The organism is Priestia sp. USM5, from assembly GCF_058323215.1.
In genome coordinates, this window is sequence record NZ_JBSGKN010000001.1 from 1,076,764 (window position 1) to 1,092,335 (window position 15,572).

Sequence of the window (15,572 nt, forward strand, 5' to 3'; positions counted from 1 at the left end):
TTGGAAGGGAAGCATATTTAAGTCAAAAGGTACTAGCCAATTCCCATCCATCTGCACCATACTTTAACAGGGGAACCATTTACATATAAAACTTCTTGGATGAAATAAAAAACAAAGGAGAACAAACATGAAAGTAATGAAACCTCTTATGGTCACAGCGTTAGGGCTTAGTCTTGCCACTTTTTATGAAGGCGCTTTTCCTGCAGAAAAAGTTGTGCAAGTACAGGCTGCTACAGATGAAAACGTGATTGCTGATAAAGCAAAAACGTATGAAGGAGCCGATTATACATCTGGAGGAGAGACGCTAAGCGAAGGGTTTGACAGCTCTGGCTTCGTTCAATATGTGTTTAAGCAAGCGCTGGATACAACGCTGCCTCGTTCCGTGAAAGAACAGTCAGAGCTTGGGACAGACGTTGATAAAAACGAGCTGCAAGCGGGTGATGTATTGTTTTTTGACACTAATGAAAACGGTGAAGTGAACGTAGCCGCTATTTATATCGGAGACGATGAGATGATTTATGCATCTTCTTCAGACGGAAAAGTCGTGGTGAAAAACATTTCAAGCAGTGCCTATTGGTCATCACATTTCGCCAAAGCAAAGCGCATTACAGGAGCACCGGAAATTGCAAAAGATAATGAAGTCATTGCAGAAGCATTAATACATCTCGGCACGCCATATGTATTTGGAGGCGAGTCTCCAACAGACGGTTTTGACTGTTCCGCATTTGTTGCCTATGTATTTCAACATGCATCGGACGTCTACCTTCCGCGATCAACCGATCAGCAGTGGCAAGTTGGAGAAGAAGTTGCACGGGCAGATTTAAAGCCAGGAGACGTTATCTTTTTTAAAGACACGTATCGTGAAGGGATTTCACACGTAGGCATTTACGCAGGCGGCAATCAGTTTATTCACGCCAAGCGCAGCGAAAATGTGACGGTTGATTACCTAACAAGCAGCTACTGGACGTCTAAGTACGCCGGAGCAAGGCGCTACGATGGCTTATCGCTGTCAAAAGACAATCCATTTGTGACGGAATCTCTTAAATATGTAGGAGAAGTACCTTACGCACAAGGTGGGACAAGTCCTTCTACAGGCTTTGATACAGCTGGTTTTATTCAATACATTTATAAAGAAGCAGCTGGAAAAGACATTCCGCGCTATGCAAGTCAGCAGTGGGAAGCAGGAGAAACCATTTCACAATCTGACTTGAAGCCGGGAGATCTCGTCTTTTTTGAAGGAAGTTCACTTATTCCATCTATCTATATTGGAAATGACTATGTCGTTCACGTATCCACATCTGAGGGCGTGAAAATTACAAACTATAAAGTAGACAGCTACTGGGCGCCTAAATACTACGGAGCAAAGCGCATGCCATAAAAGTGAAAAACTAAGACAGTCTGGGGCTGTCTTGGTTTTTTAATAGGTAGCCAATTGTTTTTGTATATCTTTGATTCGCTCTAGCGTTATCCCTTCCCGCTGCTCGATGGCTAAAGGATGATCGGTTGGTTCTAATTCAATGAGAGGTCTCGTTCCAACAGGTCTTGTATGCACATTTGTTTTTAAATTTAACGTTTCAGGATAGCCTGGAATTGAAACTGAAAACCAGCCGAAATAAGGCGGTTCATGTTCTCTTTCGTCACTTTCCCATAAATTTATCATTCGATGAAAATTTTCTTCGCTTAAAGAAACCCAAATGTTCCAAATGAAAGGGTCTTCTTCATTAAGAACGGGAATTTCAACGCAGCCTCTGACGAAAAAATGTTCTTGATTCATGATACAAATCTCTGAATATAGTTCAAAGTCGTTTTGTTTTTCATCTTCTGACGCCTCATAATAGTAAAAAGGAGCTTCACTTGTATAGCTCATAGGCGAAGCGGGCAGAGGGTGTTCACAGGTTAAGTCTTTATAGTGAAGTTTGTTCGTTTTCTTTTTGCCGTATAATCGTCTTCTTCGCATATCATTTTAGACTCCTTAGATAAAAGTATCTTCATTATAATACAAAAAAATGGCTGCTTAAGCGTATAATGTATAAAAAAGTTTGATTCCCCGTATCTTTTGAACTTCCTTTAATCGTTTAGTAAATAGAGAGTGCAAAAGGAGTGAAAACCATGTCACATTCAAAAAAAATTGAAAAACAAACAGAAAGCTTTGATGAGGCTTGCTGGAACGAGCATTACCCAAAACTGCAGCAGTACTGCCGCTTTTTAGCACAAAATGTGTGGGACGGAGACGATATTGCCCAAGAAACGTTTTTAAAAGCTCAGCGATATAAAGGCGAAGAGCACAATTTGTCTTCTGCGCTGTTAAATAAAATTGCGTACCACCACTGGATTGACCTGCTGCGAAAACGAAAGCGTGAAGGAATAGTCGAAGAAAAAGCTTTGGAACAACAAGCCGACAAGCATGCGTTTGATAGTAAGGGACACTCGGTCGAACTGCTGCTTAGTCAATTTACGCCGAAGCAAGCGGTTATCTTTTTCCTAAAAGAAGGCTTTCGCTATCAGCTGAAAGAGATCGCTTCGATTTTACAAACGTCAGAAACAGCGGTGAAAAGCAATTTACATCGTGCTAAGCAGCGGTTAGAAAAAGACAGTGAGCCGTTTTCTACAGATTCTTTTTGGAATGAACAAGAACGCAAAAAGCTGTCAGAGCTGTTTTATAAAACGTTAGAATCGCAGGATCCAGCTCTTTTGATTCAAGCTTTACCTTCCTTAAAAAGCATCATCCAAAAACCGACGTATACTCCGACATGCACTCTCTACATGGCTGCATAGCCATATTACGTGTGATAGGGAGGATATATATGAGTACCATTCCATATGTAATTGAACAAAGCAACCGCGGTGAACGTTCGTATGATATTTATTCAAGGCTGTTAAAAGACCGAATTATTTTAATTGGTGATGAAATCAATGATCATATTGCTAACAGCGTGGTCGCGCAGCTCTTATTTCTTGCGGCAGATGATCCTAAAAAAGATATTTCACTGTATATTAACAGCCCCGGAGGTTCGACTTCAGCAGGGTTTGCGATTTATGATACGATGCAGTACATTGAGCCGGACGTTCAAACAATTTGCATGGGCATGGCCGCTTCTTTTGGCGCACTGCTTCTACTAGCAGGAGCAAAAGGAAAGCGCTATGCGCTTCCGAACAGTGAAGTTATGATTCATCAGCCTCTAGGAGGAGCTAGAGGGCAGGCGACTGAAATTGAAATTAGCGCCCGGCGGATTTTAAAATTGAAGCAGCATATTAATGAAATCATATCAACACGAACGGGGCATCCGGTTGAAAAAGTGGCAAACGATACGGAACGAGATTATTTTATGAGCGCTGAAGAAGCAATGACTTACGGAATTATTGATGGCATTCTGTTGCCGAAATAAAGAGGTGACAAGCAAGCATAGACGGCAGCGTCTATGCTTGCTTGTCTATAGAAATAAGAAAAAAGACCTTAGTATTATCTTTATTTTTCTTGAAAAGGTAGGTATTATATAAAATATAACAGATTTTAGAAAGAAGGTTTTACACATGCAAGAAGTGATTGGAGTAGAGCAGCGGTCTCTGTTTCAAAAAGTATTAGTCACATTTATTTTTTCGTTATTTATTTCAACAGTTGGCTTATATGTAGGTCAATATGTGCCGCCGGCTTATTTCCTTCCATTAGCGATTGCTGAACTTGTGATGCTGGTTGCCGCATTTATGTTACGAAAGAAAAAAAGCGTAGGATATGGCTTTACATATGCTTTTTCATTTATATCAGGCATCACGCTGTTTCCGATTGTCAGCTACTATGCATCAGTAGCGGGGGCGCAAGTCGTTCTTTATGCGTTTGGAAGCACGTTCGTTATTTTTACGGTGATGGGTGTAATTGGCGCAAAAACAAAAAAAGATCTAGGGTTTTTAGGCAGCTTTTTATTAGTGGCGCTGTTAGCATTAGTGTGCATCAGTATTTTCTCGCTGTTTAGTCCCTTAACAACGCCTGGACTCATGGCATTCTCAGTGATTGGTACCATCGTTTTCTCACTTTACGTACTATATGATTTTAACAAAATGAAGCATGGTGAAATTACAGAAGAGCTTGTTCCACTGCTGGCACTATCTCTTTATTTAGACTTTATTAATCTATTCATCAACTTGCTTCGCTTTTTTGGTATTTTAGGCAGCGATGATTAATAAGAAATAGGCTGGGACAAAAGTGTTCTAACTGAAGGGCGATCCGAACGGTGAAGATTCTTGATGGAGAATCTTCACCGTTCGGATTTTTTATTGGTAGGATGAGCGTAGGTGTCATCCATTTAGATGCTTCTAGCTGTTGATTGGAGGGCAAGGTGGAGACTCCTGCGGGAGAAGCGGAATAGGTGAGACCCCGCAGGAGCGGAAGCGACGAGGAGGCTCAGCGGCCGCCCGCGGAAAGCGAAGCCTTGCACGGAAATCAACAGCGGTATAATAAGCAGTCCACCTCATGCATCCAATCTGTTGATCTTTAGATGGGATTGATGTAGTTATATCACAATCTCTTTTTTTGTTTTAGTTATTCTCCGCCATCCCCATCTCCATCCTCGCTAACGTCATCCTCTGTTTTTTCATAGTTTGGTCCGGTAGCGTAAAGAAGTTCGTTTAGTGGTGCGAGCCTTTGAAAAAATGGTAGTATAGAGCAGGTACATAGAGAACGCAAATTTTTTGGAAGGATGCATGCTAGTGGTGAATTTTAACGAGTTTTTTACCATTTCTTCGTATGAAGTAATGGAGCATTCGAGTCGAAAAGAAAACGGAAAGAATATAGATGAATATGAAGTGATGTTGTATAACGAAAACGTTAGTCAAACAGAAAATGTGATGATTAAATTTAAAAAGGTGAGCGATGAAATAGCAGTGGAAAAGGTACAAACTCTCTCTTACTTTGATCAACAGCGTCCTAAACACCCCTGTAAGATTTGCGGCAGTGAAGTGATGGTAAAAGAGAACAGCACTGAAGAACTGGATGTTTACGCGCATAATTGTTCATTTAACGATGAAGAAATAGAGGATTGTTTAAGAGAACTAGTACAAAATGAACTTTTGCAGGATGGGTTTACTCAAGAGGAATTTGAACGGAACTATGGAGTTAACTACCGTGATGACAGTAATAAAGAATATGGCTTTTACGACGCGCAGCAACGAAATACTTTTTATACCATCTTTAATGATAGTGTTTATCACACCTCATACGCAGGACCACAAGAGCTCCGCTGCAAGTTTTGCGGGATGGACGAAGAGCTGCTTGTTGTAGACGGAGCCTTTTATCAAAAGTGCGCAGTGCTAACTCCACATACCAATCGAATTATTCATATGATTGAAGCAAGAAAACAAAACGAACCAGACGTAACAAAACGTTGATGAGAGAAAAGGGCCGGAGCTTGAGAAGAACATAAAAAAGAAGCTTCCTTTTGAGCGAAAGGAAGCTTATCAAATTTGTACCTATAGGGTTGAGTGGTGCATAATTAAATAGCTATCGGAATGACCGATGAATCATTAAAGTAAGCAACTTCTGAAAGAATACTGCAGCCTTTCAGCTTTTTGAGCTGAGAAAGCGCTTCTTCTTTACTATCAAACTCGTACATTTTTATTTCATCTTTTCTGACATAACACGTAATCACATACATTTTAGAAGTACCTCCACCTATCATGTAGAATTTATTAATAAAAAGCTATAGCAGCTTTTATTCCCTATTAAAATAGCGTAAGTGCGCCTGTGACAATAGCAAGGACAATGAGAACAAGAGACGTTAAAACGGCCCATTTAAATGCAAAGCGCTGATGTTCACCAAGATCAACACCTACCATACCTACAAGTAAGAAAGTAGAGGCAACGAGTGGACTTAATAGATGAACAGGTTGTCCGAGTACTGAAGCTCGCGCAATTTCCATTGGATCAATTCCGTAAGAAGCAGCTGTTTCAGCGAAGATTGGTAAAACACCAAAGTAATAGGCGTCGTTACTCATCACAAATGTAAACGGCATGCTTGTCAAAGCAACGATTGTTGGTAAAAACGAACCGAGTGAATCAGGAACTAAATGAATTAACAGGCTTGCCATTTCGTCCACCATTTTAGTGCCGGATAGTATTCCTGTAAAAATACCGGCTGCAAAAACAAGAGCTGCAACGGTTAACGCGTTGCCTGCATGAGCCATTAGACGTTCTTTTTGATCCTCAAGTTTTGGATAGTTAATCATAAGAGCAAGCGCAAAACCAATCATAAATAAAACAGAAACGGACCAAATGCCAGAAACTAATACGACCATAAGTGCAATGGTTAAAGCTAAGTTAATCCAGATTTTTTTAGGCTGCGTAATATCTTCTTGAGAAGTTAAAGACGCGTCTTCAGCAAAAGCAAGCGAGCTTTTTAATTCAAACTGCTCGATGTCAATAGCACCAAGTCGTCTGCGCTCTTTTTTTCCAAGAATATAGCCTGTAAAAATCACCCACAAAGCTCCGCCAATTAACGTTGGAAGAAGTGGAATAAAGAACTCTGATGCATCGAGGTTAAGAGCAACAATCGCGCGAGTAGCCGGGCCTCCCCAAGGTGTCATGCTGCTCATAATACTAAGAGAAAGCATCGCAACCGTCGTTAACACTAACGGGCTCATATTCAGACGTTTATACAGTGGAAGAAGAGCAGAAACCGTAATCATATAAGTAGTTGTACCGTCTCCGTCTAGTGCAACTAAAAGCGATAGAAGAGCGGTTCCAATCACGATTTTGAGCGGATCGCCTTTTACGATTTTTAACAGCTGCTTAATTAATGGATCAAACAGGCCGGCATCAATCATAACGCCGAAGTATAAAATGGCAAACAGCAGCATCGCAGCTGACGGAGCTACTTGTTTTAACCCTTCTAGCATCATGTCTCCGACGCCTTTGCCAAACCCTCCAATCACCGCAAAAAGAAGCGGAATGACCATTAAAGCTACGATAGGAGACATCCTTTTTGACATAATGAGATACGTAAAGACAATAATCATTGTAAAACCTAGTAGTGCTAGCATTCAAACAACCTCCTTTATTTTCCCTCTTTTCTTTGAAAGCGTTTACTTTTAGAGTAAAAAAACGTGACTAACATCTCTCATCCCCATGTATGAGCCGTAGTTTGATTATTAAGAATTTTTAAAGCCGCTCTTTACTCCCGCTGATGTTTCTTGTTTTCATGTTAGTACATTTTGAAAAATAAAGGAAATATAGGTTTTTTTAGAAAGTTCATAAAAATTTTTTATAATGGTAGTCTAGAAAAAAGCTTGGTCTAAAAGAAAGTTTCTTCCAAGACGCAAACTTTTTAGCTTTTGCTTTATTTTTCACTTAGCTTTAAAAAGTCAATAAATGCTTTCACGACCGCTAGATTCAAATAAGAAGGATCATACATGAGCCACGTGTTTCGAAGCAAAGGTGATTCATCTCGGTATGAAAGTCCGTATGTATATAAGTTGTCGCTGGAGTGAAGGCAAATTTCAGGCAAAATTGCAAAGCCTAAATCATTTTTAACCATTTCTTTAGCTGTTTCTTGCCGGTCAACTTCCATTGCCACAAACGGAGGCTCTGAAAACTTGTCATGCCACCAGTCTTGAATGAGATCTTTTAGCGACGTATCGGTTTTATAGTTAATATAAGGCAGGTTCGGCAAGTCATCGATCGCAATCTCTTTTTTTGAAATTAAGCAAAGCCGCTCTTTTGTCAGCAGTGATTTTTCTCCGTTCCACGGGTAATTGCCTCGCAAAATACCAACGTGCACACGCGAAGAGTCTAATAGATTCATAACTTGCGTACTCCAGCCTGTATTCACACTGAACTGTACGTTTGGATAGTGAAGAGAAAACTGCTTTAAAATCTTTGGAAGCTTATGCTGTGCAAAGTTACTCGATACCCCTAGGCGAAGCGTTCCCGTAACGGTTTCGCTCATATTACGCATGCTGTCTTTTGTTTCTTGCAGCTGTTTCCACATGTTTTCTGCATAGCGAACAAGATGCTCACCTTCAGATGTAAACTCAATTCCTTTTTTCGTTTTGAAAAAAAGCGTCACGCCAAATTCTTCTTCAAGATTTTTAAGCCGGTAGCTTAAAGAAGGCTGCGATACGTAGAGCCTTTCAGCCGTTCGCGTAATGTTCTTTTCTTCGTGAAGCGTTTTAATTAATATCCAATCTTTTTGATCCATCCCAATTCCCCCTTGTATTTAGATTATAAAAAAATTTTTAAAAAGACAATAAATTTTATGTATTTTACTTATGACCACCTCTATTATACGATAAATGGCAAATGAACCGGTTCTAAATAGTAAAAAAATAAAATGGTTTGATGAACGCCTCGGCGTTTGTTAGTAGGGGAGAAAGGTGATTAAGATGACGCGTATTCCTGTAACGGTTATGAGAGGTGGAACGAGTAAAGGGGTTTTTATCAATCATGAAGAAATGCCTGTGAATAAATCGGATTGGGAACCGTTTTTGCTAGATATAATGGGAAGTCCGGATCAACGTCAAATTGACGGGTTAGGCGGAGCCAATTCGCTGACAAGTAAAATTGCGATTATTAAAAAATCAGATTTAGAAGAAGCTGACGTAGATTACACGTTTGCGCAGGTCAGCATCAGCGAATCTCTCGTTGATTTTAAAGGAAACTGCGGCAATATCTCCTCAGCAGTGGGGCCTTACGCAATTGAACAAGGACTTGTACAAGCTGTGGAACCGGTGACCAAAGTGCGGATTTATAATACGAATACTAAAAAAGTAATCGTAGCGGAAGTAGAAGTAGAAAACGGGAAAGTGAAAACAGAAGGGGAATGTATGATTCCTGGAGTGCCAGGTACGGGTTCACCTATTTATCTTTCGTTTGAAAACGGAGAAGGAGCCGTTACCGGAAAACTGCTTCCGACCGGGAACGCCATTGATCTTCTGCAAACATCCATCGGAACAGTAAAAGCATCAATTGTTGATGTAGGAAATCCGCTTGTATTTGTTAAAGCAGCGGATATTGGCCTAACAGGAACAGAACTTCCACATGAATACACGGACAAACAGCTGAAGCTATTTGAAGAAATTCGCTCCATTGCAGCGGAAAAAGCGGGGCTCGCACCTCAAGACAAAGCAACTAAACTATCACCAGCGGTTCCAAAAATGACGATTATTGCTCCTCCGATGGACCACCGCGACGGGACTGGCAGAGAAAAAGCTGCTTCTCAAATGGACGTATTAATTCGCATGATGTCGATGCAAAAACCGCATCAAACGCTTGCGATTACAGGAGCAATTTGTACAACGGCGGCTATCTATACAAAAGGCACGCTTCTGTCAGAAATGGTTCAACTAAAAGGCGATACGGTTCGACTTGCTCATCCAATGGGAATTATGGAAACCAGTGTAGATCTAAAAGAAGGACAGGTTAATGGAATCAAAGTAGTGCGTACGGCCCGTCTTATTTTTGAAGGATTTGTTTATACAAAGCACGCGTACGATGTATGTTTATCAAGTTAATAACGTTCTCTAAAAAAAACTCTTTCTAGGAAACTAGGAAGAGCTTTTTTATGTTAGACTATTTTTACTGAATATTGAAAAAAGTAGGTGGTAGTATGAAAAAAAGAACGTATATTGATTTAAGCCACGTCATTGAAGACGGAGTTATCACGCATAAAGGCTTGCCGGCACCGATTATTTGCGACTATTTAAGCCGAGAAGAGTCTAAAAAGCTGTATGAACCAGGGACTGAATTTCAAATTGGTAAAATTGAAATGGTCACGAATACCGGTACGTATATTGACGTGCCGTTTCACAGATATAAAAACGGAGCGGATTTAGCTCAAACGGCTATTGATAAAACAGCCGGACTGGAAGGAATAGTAGTTTCAATCGACCCGACTTTAACGGCTATTGATGAATCTCATTTTCACCATATAGACGTAAAAGGCAAAGCGGTATTAATTCACACGGGATGGGATCGCTACTGGAATAAAGACGATTATCTAGAAAACCATCCATACTTAACAGAAAGCGCGGCGGCTTATTTAGTATCTCAACAGCCTGCTCTTGTCGGAATTGATTCGATGAATATTGACGACACAAAAGGAAAAGCAAGACCAGCTCATACGCTGCTTTTAGGAGCGGGCATTGTGATTGCTGAACACTTATGTCGCTTAGATCAACTAACGGGGTCCTTTTTATTTTACGCCGTGCCTCCTAAAATAAAAGGAGTCGGAACGTTTCCGGTAAGAGCATTTGCGGAGGTAGAAAGAACATGATCCAATTACATAGATACAGGGAAGTCCAGGAATTTAAAAACCAAGTCGAGCCGTTTTTAGCGAAAAATGAAGTTCTTCATAACTTAGCGCTTGGCATTTTACACAGCTTACATGAAAACAGCAAACCGAATTTTATGGGCATTATTTTAAAAGACAGCCGTGCTGCGCTTGTGTTGCTGCAAACCCATCCTCAGCAAATCATCCTGTCTCAAATACAGAAGCTAACGGATGATGAGCTGAACGAAGTAGCGGAGCTGTTACAAGAAACCGCCGTACCGGGCTTAGTTGGAGAAAGGCAAACGGTTTTATATCTTTCTCAAAAACTAGCAGCGCTAAAAAATCAAGAAGCTTCGTTGAAAATGGATCAGCGCATTTATCGGTTAGACAAAGTAAAAAAAGCTGCGGACGCGGAAGGAGTGCTGATAAAAGCAAAGTTGGAGCATCTTCCGCTCGTGGCGGAATGGATTTGGGAGTTTATGGGCGTCATTGGAGAGCCTGTATCAAAAGAGCAAGCTGTCAAAACAGGCGAAGCTTTTATTAAAGCAGAACGGCTATTTTTATGGGAAGTGAACGGGAAGTATGTGTCAATTGCTAATGCTACGCGTCCGACAGCCCACAACGTTACGATTAACTTTGTGTATACGCCGCGGGAAGAACGTAAAAAAGGCTATGCATCAAGCTGTGTGTCCACGCTTTCTCAGCTTATGCTAGACAGCGGTTTTCAAACAACAAGTCTATACACGGACACGACAAACCCTACGTCTAACAAGATTTACATGGAGATTGGGTATGAACACGTAGCTGATTCCGCATTAGTTTTATTTCATGAAAAAAAGTAGCAGGCTGCCTGCTACTTTTTCTATTTCTTAAGGTTTTGCAACTAAGTTTACGTGATTCAACGTTTTGCTATCATCAAAAATAAATTCAAGATCATAGGCGCCGGCATGATACGTGTATCTCGTTTGAGTCGTACCATCACCTTTTACTTTGCTTGTAAAGTTTGGCTGACCTAATTCTTTCTTTAAGTTAGCTTGCGTGATGGACCCTAAATTTGTTTGACGCTCTACATTTGTACCAAAATAGCGAATTTCGTTAATGACGTTATTTTGGTCATAACCAAATGCATATCCAGGATGGCCCATTTCCGCATGATAGTAGTCAAAGTTATTTGATGAACCTTCAGGCGGAGGACCGAACTGATCTCGAACATCTTGACGCAGGCTTTTGCCAATTTTTAAGTCTGCTGTTAATCGCGGCACTTCACCTTTCACCGCGGCGTTATAAATTTCGTTAATGTTTTTTACAGCTGTTTGACTTTGACTGCTTGTTTCTTGAGATGTAGCTGCGTGTGCTGGGGTATCAAGCTGAGCCACAGGAGCAAATCCAAACGCAGCAATTCCTGTAATCGTCGCAGCAGCAGCCGCTTTTGATAGTCGTTGTTTCATTTTCATGATTTTTTCCTCCTATATATAACGATTTAGCAATCTCAGTCTACCTAAAAGAGAAGGTAGGCCAGAATGGTCAAGGAGTCTTAGTTGAGTTGGTAACTGATATATATAATGTAACACGCCTTTCAGAATATAAACGTCAGGTAAGGTGAAAAGCAAAAAACGATTCATTCCTCATAGGTGAAAAGATTGGTTTTTATTCCTTTATTATGTAAAAAAACGTAATATAGGGAGGATTCTAAGTCTTTATAAAAAACTAGATAATAACTGTAAGTATGATACAATAAATCAAGTATTTGTTAAAAATATAATATTTATTGCTGGAGTTTTGATGTATGGAAAAAAATTTGATGAGAGGTACGCTTTTGTTAACAGCGTCTTCTTTGCTAACAAAGATTTTGGGTTTTATTTATATTATTCCGTTTACAGCGCTAGTCGGAACGTCAGGTTACGCGCTTTATAAGTATGCATACGGTCCATATACCTTGATGCTAAGCTTATCGACAATGGGTCTTCCGCTTGCTGTTTCGAAGTATGTATCGAAATATAACGGTCTTGGAAACTACAGGGCAGGGCAAGATCTATTAAAAGCAGGCCTTCTATTAATGACGATAACAGGCATAATAGGATTTTTAGTCCTCTATACCATGGCGCCTTCGCTCGCTGAGCTAGTGATTAACGGAAAAGATTCCTCAGGAAATAGTCAAAAAGACGTGGTATACGTGATTCGAATGGTGAGCTTTGCTTTAATTATTATCCCGCCTATGAGTCTATTACGAGGCTACTTTCAAGGTAACCAGTCCATGGGACCATCCGCGCTAAGTACAATTATTGAACAAATAGTGCGTGTGCTGTTTATTTTAGCAGGAGCATACGCTGTTATTCATCTCTTTCATAGCACGATGACAAAAGCTGTTGGAATTGGTACGTTTGGAGCGTTTATTGGAGGCGTAGGGGGAATAGGGATTCTCGGTGCGACGTATCTAAAGCGCAAGCGGCTGATTATGAAGGAAGTGAACAGCGGAAAGAATAATAAATCTGTTCCGTTCTCTTTAATGTTCAAAGAGCTTGTGACGTACGCTGTTCCGTTTGTATTAGTTGGTTTAGCTATTCCAATCTATCAAAATATTGATACGTTTACGATTAACATGCTTTTTCAATCAATAGGGTATGGACAAGCTAAAGCCGAAACAATCAACTCTGTCATTGGGTTAGCGCAAATTTTAGTAATGGTGCCGGTATCGCTAGCGACTGCCTTCAGCATGTCGCTGATTCCAGGTATTACATCTTCTTTTGTGCAAGGAAATTTACGAGAAGTAAAAGGAAAGATTACAAAAACGCTGCAGCTGCTGTTGTTTTTTACTCTTCCTTCTGCGGTGGGGCTTTGTTTATTGGGTAAGCCGGTATATATGATGATCTTTGGAGCGAAAAACAGTCCTGAAATCGGTGGAGTTGTTTTACAATGGTATGCGCCTGCTGCCATTTTATTTGCTCTTTTTACCGTAACAGCCGCGATTCTTCAAGGAATTAATCAGCAAAAAAAATTAATTTTTGGCTTGGGCTTAGGTATTGTTATGAAGATAGTATTAAACGTACTGTTGGTTTCAAGCTTAAAAGAAATTGGACCTGTTGTCGCGACGTACGGAGGATATGGTGTATCGGTTATCTATAACTTTTATTTAATTGAAAAATCCATTTCTTACCGAGTTCAATCACTAGGAAAAGCCGCGTTGACGCCTGTTTTATTAGTAAGTGTGATGTCAGCCGCTGTGCTTATTGGCAATTATGCTTCTCACTATTTTCTAGAAAATAAGCTGTCTGCATCTTCACTTGCGATTAGCACGTCTTGTATTTCAATAGCTTTAGGTGCTGCTGTGTATCTAGGGCTTGGCGTCAAAACAAGTTTAGGGCAATCTGTTGTGTTAAATAGAAGAAAAAGAATGTAAAGGAGAGAAAGAAGTGTCAAAACGATTTGTACTAACCGTAGCCGCTGGAGGATGTATCATAATCTTCAGCGCGCTGCTGCTACTAAACTGGGAAAAGGTGTTCGGAGACTACCGTCCCATTCAAACAGCAACAGCCGTATTCAAGTTAGAAGTGGGAAGTCAAGATGTAGCAAAGACTACGGATTCAGATAATGTTCTTTACTATATGGTGAAAAAAGGACATTTAGATGAATATATTCAACTGATGGATGAAAAAGGCTATGTGTTAAAAGAGAAAGATATTGATCATAACCGACTTGTTTTTAACAATGGACAAGAGGATGAGCAAATTTACTACAAGCGCTTTGCTAGGAAGTATACGATGATTGATGGAGAAGGGTAAAGGCTTTACATATTTAGTAGACTAAAACCTTATAACTCTATCTGTTTTTAGAGTTTTTTGAAGAAAAAGAAAAATAATATTGACAATTATGACAAAAAGCTTAATACTGACTTTATTACATAAAACAAATACAATTTGTTTCCTTATCAAGAGAGGTGGAGGGACTGGCCCTGTGAAACCCGGCAACCGCTGTCTATGACAGAATGGTGCCAAATCCTTAAGAGTGTATCGCTCTTAGAGATAAGGAAGAAGCTGAAACAAAGCTCTTCCTTATTTATTTAAGGAAGGGCTTTTTATGTACAAAAAACAACGAGGTGATAATTTGAACAAAGCAGACCGTATTAAACGAATGAAAACACCGGAAATTGATCCAAAGTATGAAGGACGAGTGCCTCAGGGTCAGGTAGTAACAGAGCGCTTTCCCATTTTACATGAAGGGGACGTGCCGGAGTATAACTTAGAGGAGTGGACGCTTCGGGTGTTTGGATTGGTAGACAAAGAAGTAACCCTTTCATATCAAGATATAATGGATATGCCGCAAACGACGGTGAAGTGCGATATTCATTGCGTAACGAGATGGACAAGGCTTGATAATGAATTTACGGGCGTATTGTTTACAGACTTTTTAAAAGCAGTTGGCGTGGAGTTAAAAAGTAAATACATCATGCTGCACGGAGATAATGACTATACGTCAAACATTGAAGTACAGGATTTGCTGAGAGACGATATTCTTCTTGCTCATTCTTTTAACGGAGAGCCGCTTACACCTAAGCATGGATATCCGCTGCGATTGGTTGTGCCGCATTTGTACTTTTGGAAAAGTGTCAAATGGCTTCGAGGCTTTGAAGCTATTGATGAAAACCATCCGGGCTTTTGGGAGCAAAACGGCTTTCATCTTAGAGGAGATCCGTTTAAAGAAGAGCGTTTTTCTGGAGAAGATTTAGGAATTCCAGAAGATGAGTGGGTACATAAAGACTATGATTAATAAAAATGCCTATGCGTGTGCATAGGCATTTTGTTAGCGCTGGCGGTTTAATTCCCACACAACGTGGCGAAGTTCAGGCAAAATCAGTTTGGTCATAGCTAGGCGAACAGCACCGCTTGATCCTGGTGTAGAAAAAACGGCTTTTTCGTTAACCGTCCCGGCAATTGCCCGGCTCATAATCGCTGCGCTGCCAATGTCTTCGGTGTAGCTCAGCATGCGAAACAGCTCGCCAAACCCGACGATTTCTTTATGAATCAGCGCTTGAACGGCTTCAATTGTGACGTCTCGTTTTGTAATGCCGGTGCCGCCGTTTGTGAGAACAACGTCAATGTCCTCAGCACTGCATCCGGTAAGTATCGCTTGTTGAATCGACGTTTGATCGTCTTTTACAATTTCATAGGAAGCGACCTGCATCTCGTGTTCTTTCAGAAGTTGAATCATTAGCGCGCCGCTTTTATCGGTTTCTTTTGTACGTGTATCGGATACCGTAATGACTTTGCAGCGAACGGGCTGAGTTGCTTTGGATTTATGTTCATGTACGCTCATTATGTA

The 15,572-nt window shown here is 40.5% G+C and carries 18 protein-coding genes and 1 riboswitch; of the genes, 12 read left to right on the forward strand and 6 right to left on the reverse strand.

The window, feature by feature from the left end; translation table 11 throughout:
* Window positions 1-127: 127 nt before the first annotated feature.
* The gene (locus tag ACWATA_RS05570; protein ID WP_473049623.1) at window positions 128-1,378 is read left to right on the forward strand and encodes a C40 family peptidase; all 1,251 of its coding nucleotides are present in this window, start codon (window positions 128-130) and stop codon (window positions 1,376-1,378) included.
* 39 nt (window positions 1,379-1,417) lie between these two features.
* Here the strand turns inward: ACWATA_RS05570 and ACWATA_RS05575 are convergent, their stop codons facing one another.
* Window positions 1,418-1,957 carry a DUF2199 domain-containing protein gene (locus ACWATA_RS05575; protein ID WP_049165988.1) on the reverse strand — a complete coding sequence of 180 codons (540 nt, stop codon included), beginning with the start codon at window positions 1,955-1,957 and terminating at the stop codon, window positions 1,418-1,420.
* A 152-nt stretch (window positions 1,958-2,109) separates the two neighbouring features.
* Here ACWATA_RS05575 and ACWATA_RS05580 point away from each other — a divergent pair, with 152 nt between their 5' ends.
* From ACWATA_RS05580 to ACWATA_RS05600, 5 genes are all read left to right on the forward strand, one after another.
* The gene (locus ACWATA_RS05580; RefSeq protein WP_049165987.1) at window positions 2,110-2,775 is read left to right on the forward strand and encodes a sigma-70 family RNA polymerase sigma factor; all 666 of its coding nucleotides are present in this window, start codon (window positions 2,110-2,112) and stop codon (window positions 2,773-2,775) included.
* Between the two features lie 29 nt (window positions 2,776-2,804).
* Entirely contained in the window at window positions 2,805-3,386 is a 582-nt protein-coding gene (clpP, locus tag ACWATA_RS05585; protein ID WP_473049625.1) for an ATP-dependent Clp endopeptidase proteolytic subunit ClpP, read from the forward strand.
* A 145-nt stretch (window positions 3,387-3,531) separates the two neighbouring features.
* Entirely contained in the window at window positions 3,532-4,176 is a 645-nt protein-coding gene (locus tag ACWATA_RS05590) for a Bax inhibitor-1/YccA family protein (RefSeq protein WP_028409806.1), read from the forward strand.
* Between the two features lie 139 nt (window positions 4,177-4,315).
* Window positions 4,316-4,450 (forward strand): hypothetical protein, encoded by a 135-nt coding sequence (locus ACWATA_RS05595; protein ID WP_255256922.1) that lies wholly within the window; start codon window positions 4,316-4,318, stop codon window positions 4,448-4,450.
* Between the two features lie 251 nt (window positions 4,451-4,701).
* A complete protein-coding gene (locus tag ACWATA_RS05600) occupies window positions 4,702-5,379 on the forward strand; it encodes a hypothetical protein (protein ID WP_473049626.1) in 678 nt (225 codons plus the stop codon).
* 104 nt (window positions 5,380-5,483) lie between these two features.
* Here the strand turns inward: ACWATA_RS05600 and ACWATA_RS05605 are convergent, their stop codons facing one another.
* The 3 genes from ACWATA_RS05605 to ACWATA_RS05615 form a co-directional block, all read right to left on the reverse strand.
* Window positions 5,484-5,645, reverse strand: coding sequence for a hypothetical protein (locus ACWATA_RS05605; RefSeq protein WP_165636182.1), 162 nt, complete (start codon window positions 5,643-5,645; stop codon window positions 5,484-5,486).
* A 67-nt stretch (window positions 5,646-5,712) separates the two neighbouring features.
* Window positions 5,713-7,029, reverse strand: a complete 1,317-nt coding sequence (locus ACWATA_RS05610; RefSeq protein WP_028414937.1) for a CitMHS family transporter — start codon at window positions 7,027-7,029, stop codon at window positions 5,713-5,715.
* A gap of 296 nt (window positions 7,030-7,325) precedes the next feature.
* The gene (locus ACWATA_RS05615) at window positions 7,326-8,186 is read right to left on the reverse strand and encodes a LysR family transcriptional regulator (RefSeq protein WP_033579989.1); all 861 of its coding nucleotides are present in this window, start codon (window positions 8,184-8,186) and stop codon (window positions 7,326-7,328) included.
* A gap of 184 nt (window positions 8,187-8,370) precedes the next feature.
* Here ACWATA_RS05615 and ACWATA_RS05620 point away from each other — a divergent pair, with 184 nt between their 5' ends.
* The 3 genes from ACWATA_RS05620 to ACWATA_RS05630 all read left to right on the forward strand — a co-directional run bounded on the left by ACWATA_RS05620 (window position 8,371) and on the right by ACWATA_RS05630 (window position 11,098).
* Window positions 8,371-9,498: a 2-methylaconitate cis-trans isomerase PrpF family protein gene (locus tag ACWATA_RS05620; RefSeq protein ID WP_376184697.1), complete on the forward strand. Its 1,128-nt coding sequence runs from the start codon at window positions 8,371-8,373 to the stop codon at window positions 9,496-9,498.
* A gap of 95 nt (window positions 9,499-9,593) precedes the next feature.
* Entirely contained in the window at window positions 9,594-10,259 is a 666-nt protein-coding gene (locus tag ACWATA_RS05625; protein WP_376184313.1) for a cyclase family protein, read from the forward strand.
* Window positions 10,256-11,098 (forward strand): GNAT family N-acetyltransferase, encoded by an 843-nt coding sequence (locus tag ACWATA_RS05630; protein WP_473049627.1) that lies wholly within the window; start codon window positions 10,256-10,258, stop codon window positions 11,096-11,098. The genes ACWATA_RS05625 and ACWATA_RS05630 overlap by 4 nt, the downstream gene beginning before the upstream one ends.
* A gap of 27 nt (window positions 11,099-11,125) precedes the next feature.
* On the opposite strand, the gene ACWATA_RS05635 is transcribed toward ACWATA_RS05630, so the two are convergent.
* Complete coding sequence (locus ACWATA_RS05635; protein ID WP_049165979.1) at window positions 11,126-11,710, reverse strand: YjgB family protein; 585 nt, start codon at window positions 11,708-11,710, stop codon at window positions 11,126-11,128.
* A gap of 332 nt (window positions 11,711-12,042) precedes the next feature.
* Here ACWATA_RS05635 and ACWATA_RS05640 point away from each other — a divergent pair, with 332 nt between their 5' ends.
* The 3 genes from ACWATA_RS05640 (at window position 12,043) to ACWATA_RS05650 (ending at window position 15,020) form a co-directional block, all read left to right on the forward strand.
* Window positions 12,043-13,653 (forward strand): putative polysaccharide biosynthesis protein, encoded by a 1,611-nt coding sequence (locus tag ACWATA_RS05640; protein ID WP_473049628.1) that lies wholly within the window; start codon window positions 12,043-12,045, stop codon window positions 13,651-13,653.
* A gap of 13 nt (window positions 13,654-13,666) precedes the next feature.
* A complete protein-coding gene (locus tag ACWATA_RS05645; protein WP_034267584.1) occupies window positions 13,667-14,035 on the forward strand; it encodes a hypothetical protein in 369 nt (122 codons plus the stop codon).
* 140 nt (window positions 14,036-14,175) lie between these two features.
* Window positions 14,176-14,282: riboswitch (SAM riboswitch) on the forward strand.
* 75 nt (window positions 14,283-14,357) lie between these two features.
* On the forward strand, window positions 14,358-15,020 hold the full coding sequence (locus ACWATA_RS05650) for a sulfite oxidase-like oxidoreductase (protein WP_376184695.1): 663 nt from the start codon (window positions 14,358-14,360) through the stop codon (window positions 15,018-15,020).
* Between the two features lie 33 nt (window positions 15,021-15,053).
* Here the strand turns inward: ACWATA_RS05650 and ACWATA_RS05655 are convergent, their stop codons facing one another.
* A complete protein-coding gene (locus ACWATA_RS05655; protein WP_376184305.1) occupies window positions 15,054-15,566 on the reverse strand; it encodes a MogA/MoaB family molybdenum cofactor biosynthesis protein in 513 nt (170 codons plus the stop codon).
* Between the last annotated feature and the right edge of the window lie 6 nt (window positions 15,567-15,572).

What these genes read in the sequence shown, in the direction of transcription:
- ACWATA_RS05570 (WP_473049623.1), top strand. Translation starts at nt 128, where the DNA reads ATGAAAGTAATGAAACCTCTTATGGTCACAGCGTTAGGGCTTAGTCTT.
- ACWATA_RS05575 (WP_049165988.1), bottom strand. Translation starts at nt 1,957, where the DNA reads ATGCGAAGAAGACGATTATACGGCAAAAAGAAAACGAACAAACTTCAC.
- ACWATA_RS05580 (WP_049165987.1), top strand. Translation starts at nt 2,110, where the DNA reads ATGTCACATTCAAAAAAAATTGAAAAACAAACAGAAAGCTTTGATGAG.
- clpP (WP_473049625.1), top strand. Translation starts at nt 2,805, where the DNA reads ATGAGTACCATTCCATATGTAATTGAACAAAGCAACCGCGGTGAACGT.
- ACWATA_RS05590 (WP_028409806.1), top strand. Translation starts at nt 3,532, where the DNA reads ATGCAAGAAGTGATTGGAGTAGAGCAGCGGTCTCTGTTTCAAAAAGTA.
- ACWATA_RS05605 (WP_165636182.1), bottom strand. Translation starts at nt 5,645, where the DNA reads ATGTATGTGATTACGTGTTATGTCAGAAAAGATGAAATAAAAATGTAC.
- ACWATA_RS05610 (WP_028414937.1), bottom strand. Translation starts at nt 7,029, where the DNA reads ATGCTAGCACTACTAGGTTTTACAATGATTATTGTCTTTACGTATCTC.
- ACWATA_RS05615 (WP_033579989.1), bottom strand. Translation starts at nt 8,186, where the DNA reads ATGGATCAAAAAGATTGGATATTAATTAAAACGCTTCACGAAGAAAAG.
- ACWATA_RS05620 (WP_376184697.1), top strand. Translation starts at nt 8,371, where the DNA reads ATGACGCGTATTCCTGTAACGGTTATGAGAGGTGGAACGAGTAAAGGG.
- ACWATA_RS05625 (WP_376184313.1), top strand. Translation starts at nt 9,594, where the DNA reads ATGAAAAAAAGAACGTATATTGATTTAAGCCACGTCATTGAAGACGGA.
- ACWATA_RS05630 (WP_473049627.1), top strand. Translation starts at nt 10,256, where the DNA reads ATGATCCAATTACATAGATACAGGGAAGTCCAGGAATTTAAAAACCAA.
- ACWATA_RS05635 (WP_049165979.1), bottom strand. Translation starts at nt 11,710, where the DNA reads ATGAAAATGAAACAACGACTATCAAAAGCGGCTGCTGCTGCGACGATT.
- ACWATA_RS05640 (WP_473049628.1), top strand. Translation starts at nt 12,043, where the DNA reads ATGGAAAAAAATTTGATGAGAGGTACGCTTTTGTTAACAGCGTCTTCT.
- ACWATA_RS05655 (WP_376184305.1), bottom strand. Translation starts at nt 15,566, where the DNA reads ATGAGCGTACATGAACATAAATCCAAAGCAACTCAGCCCGTTCGCTGC.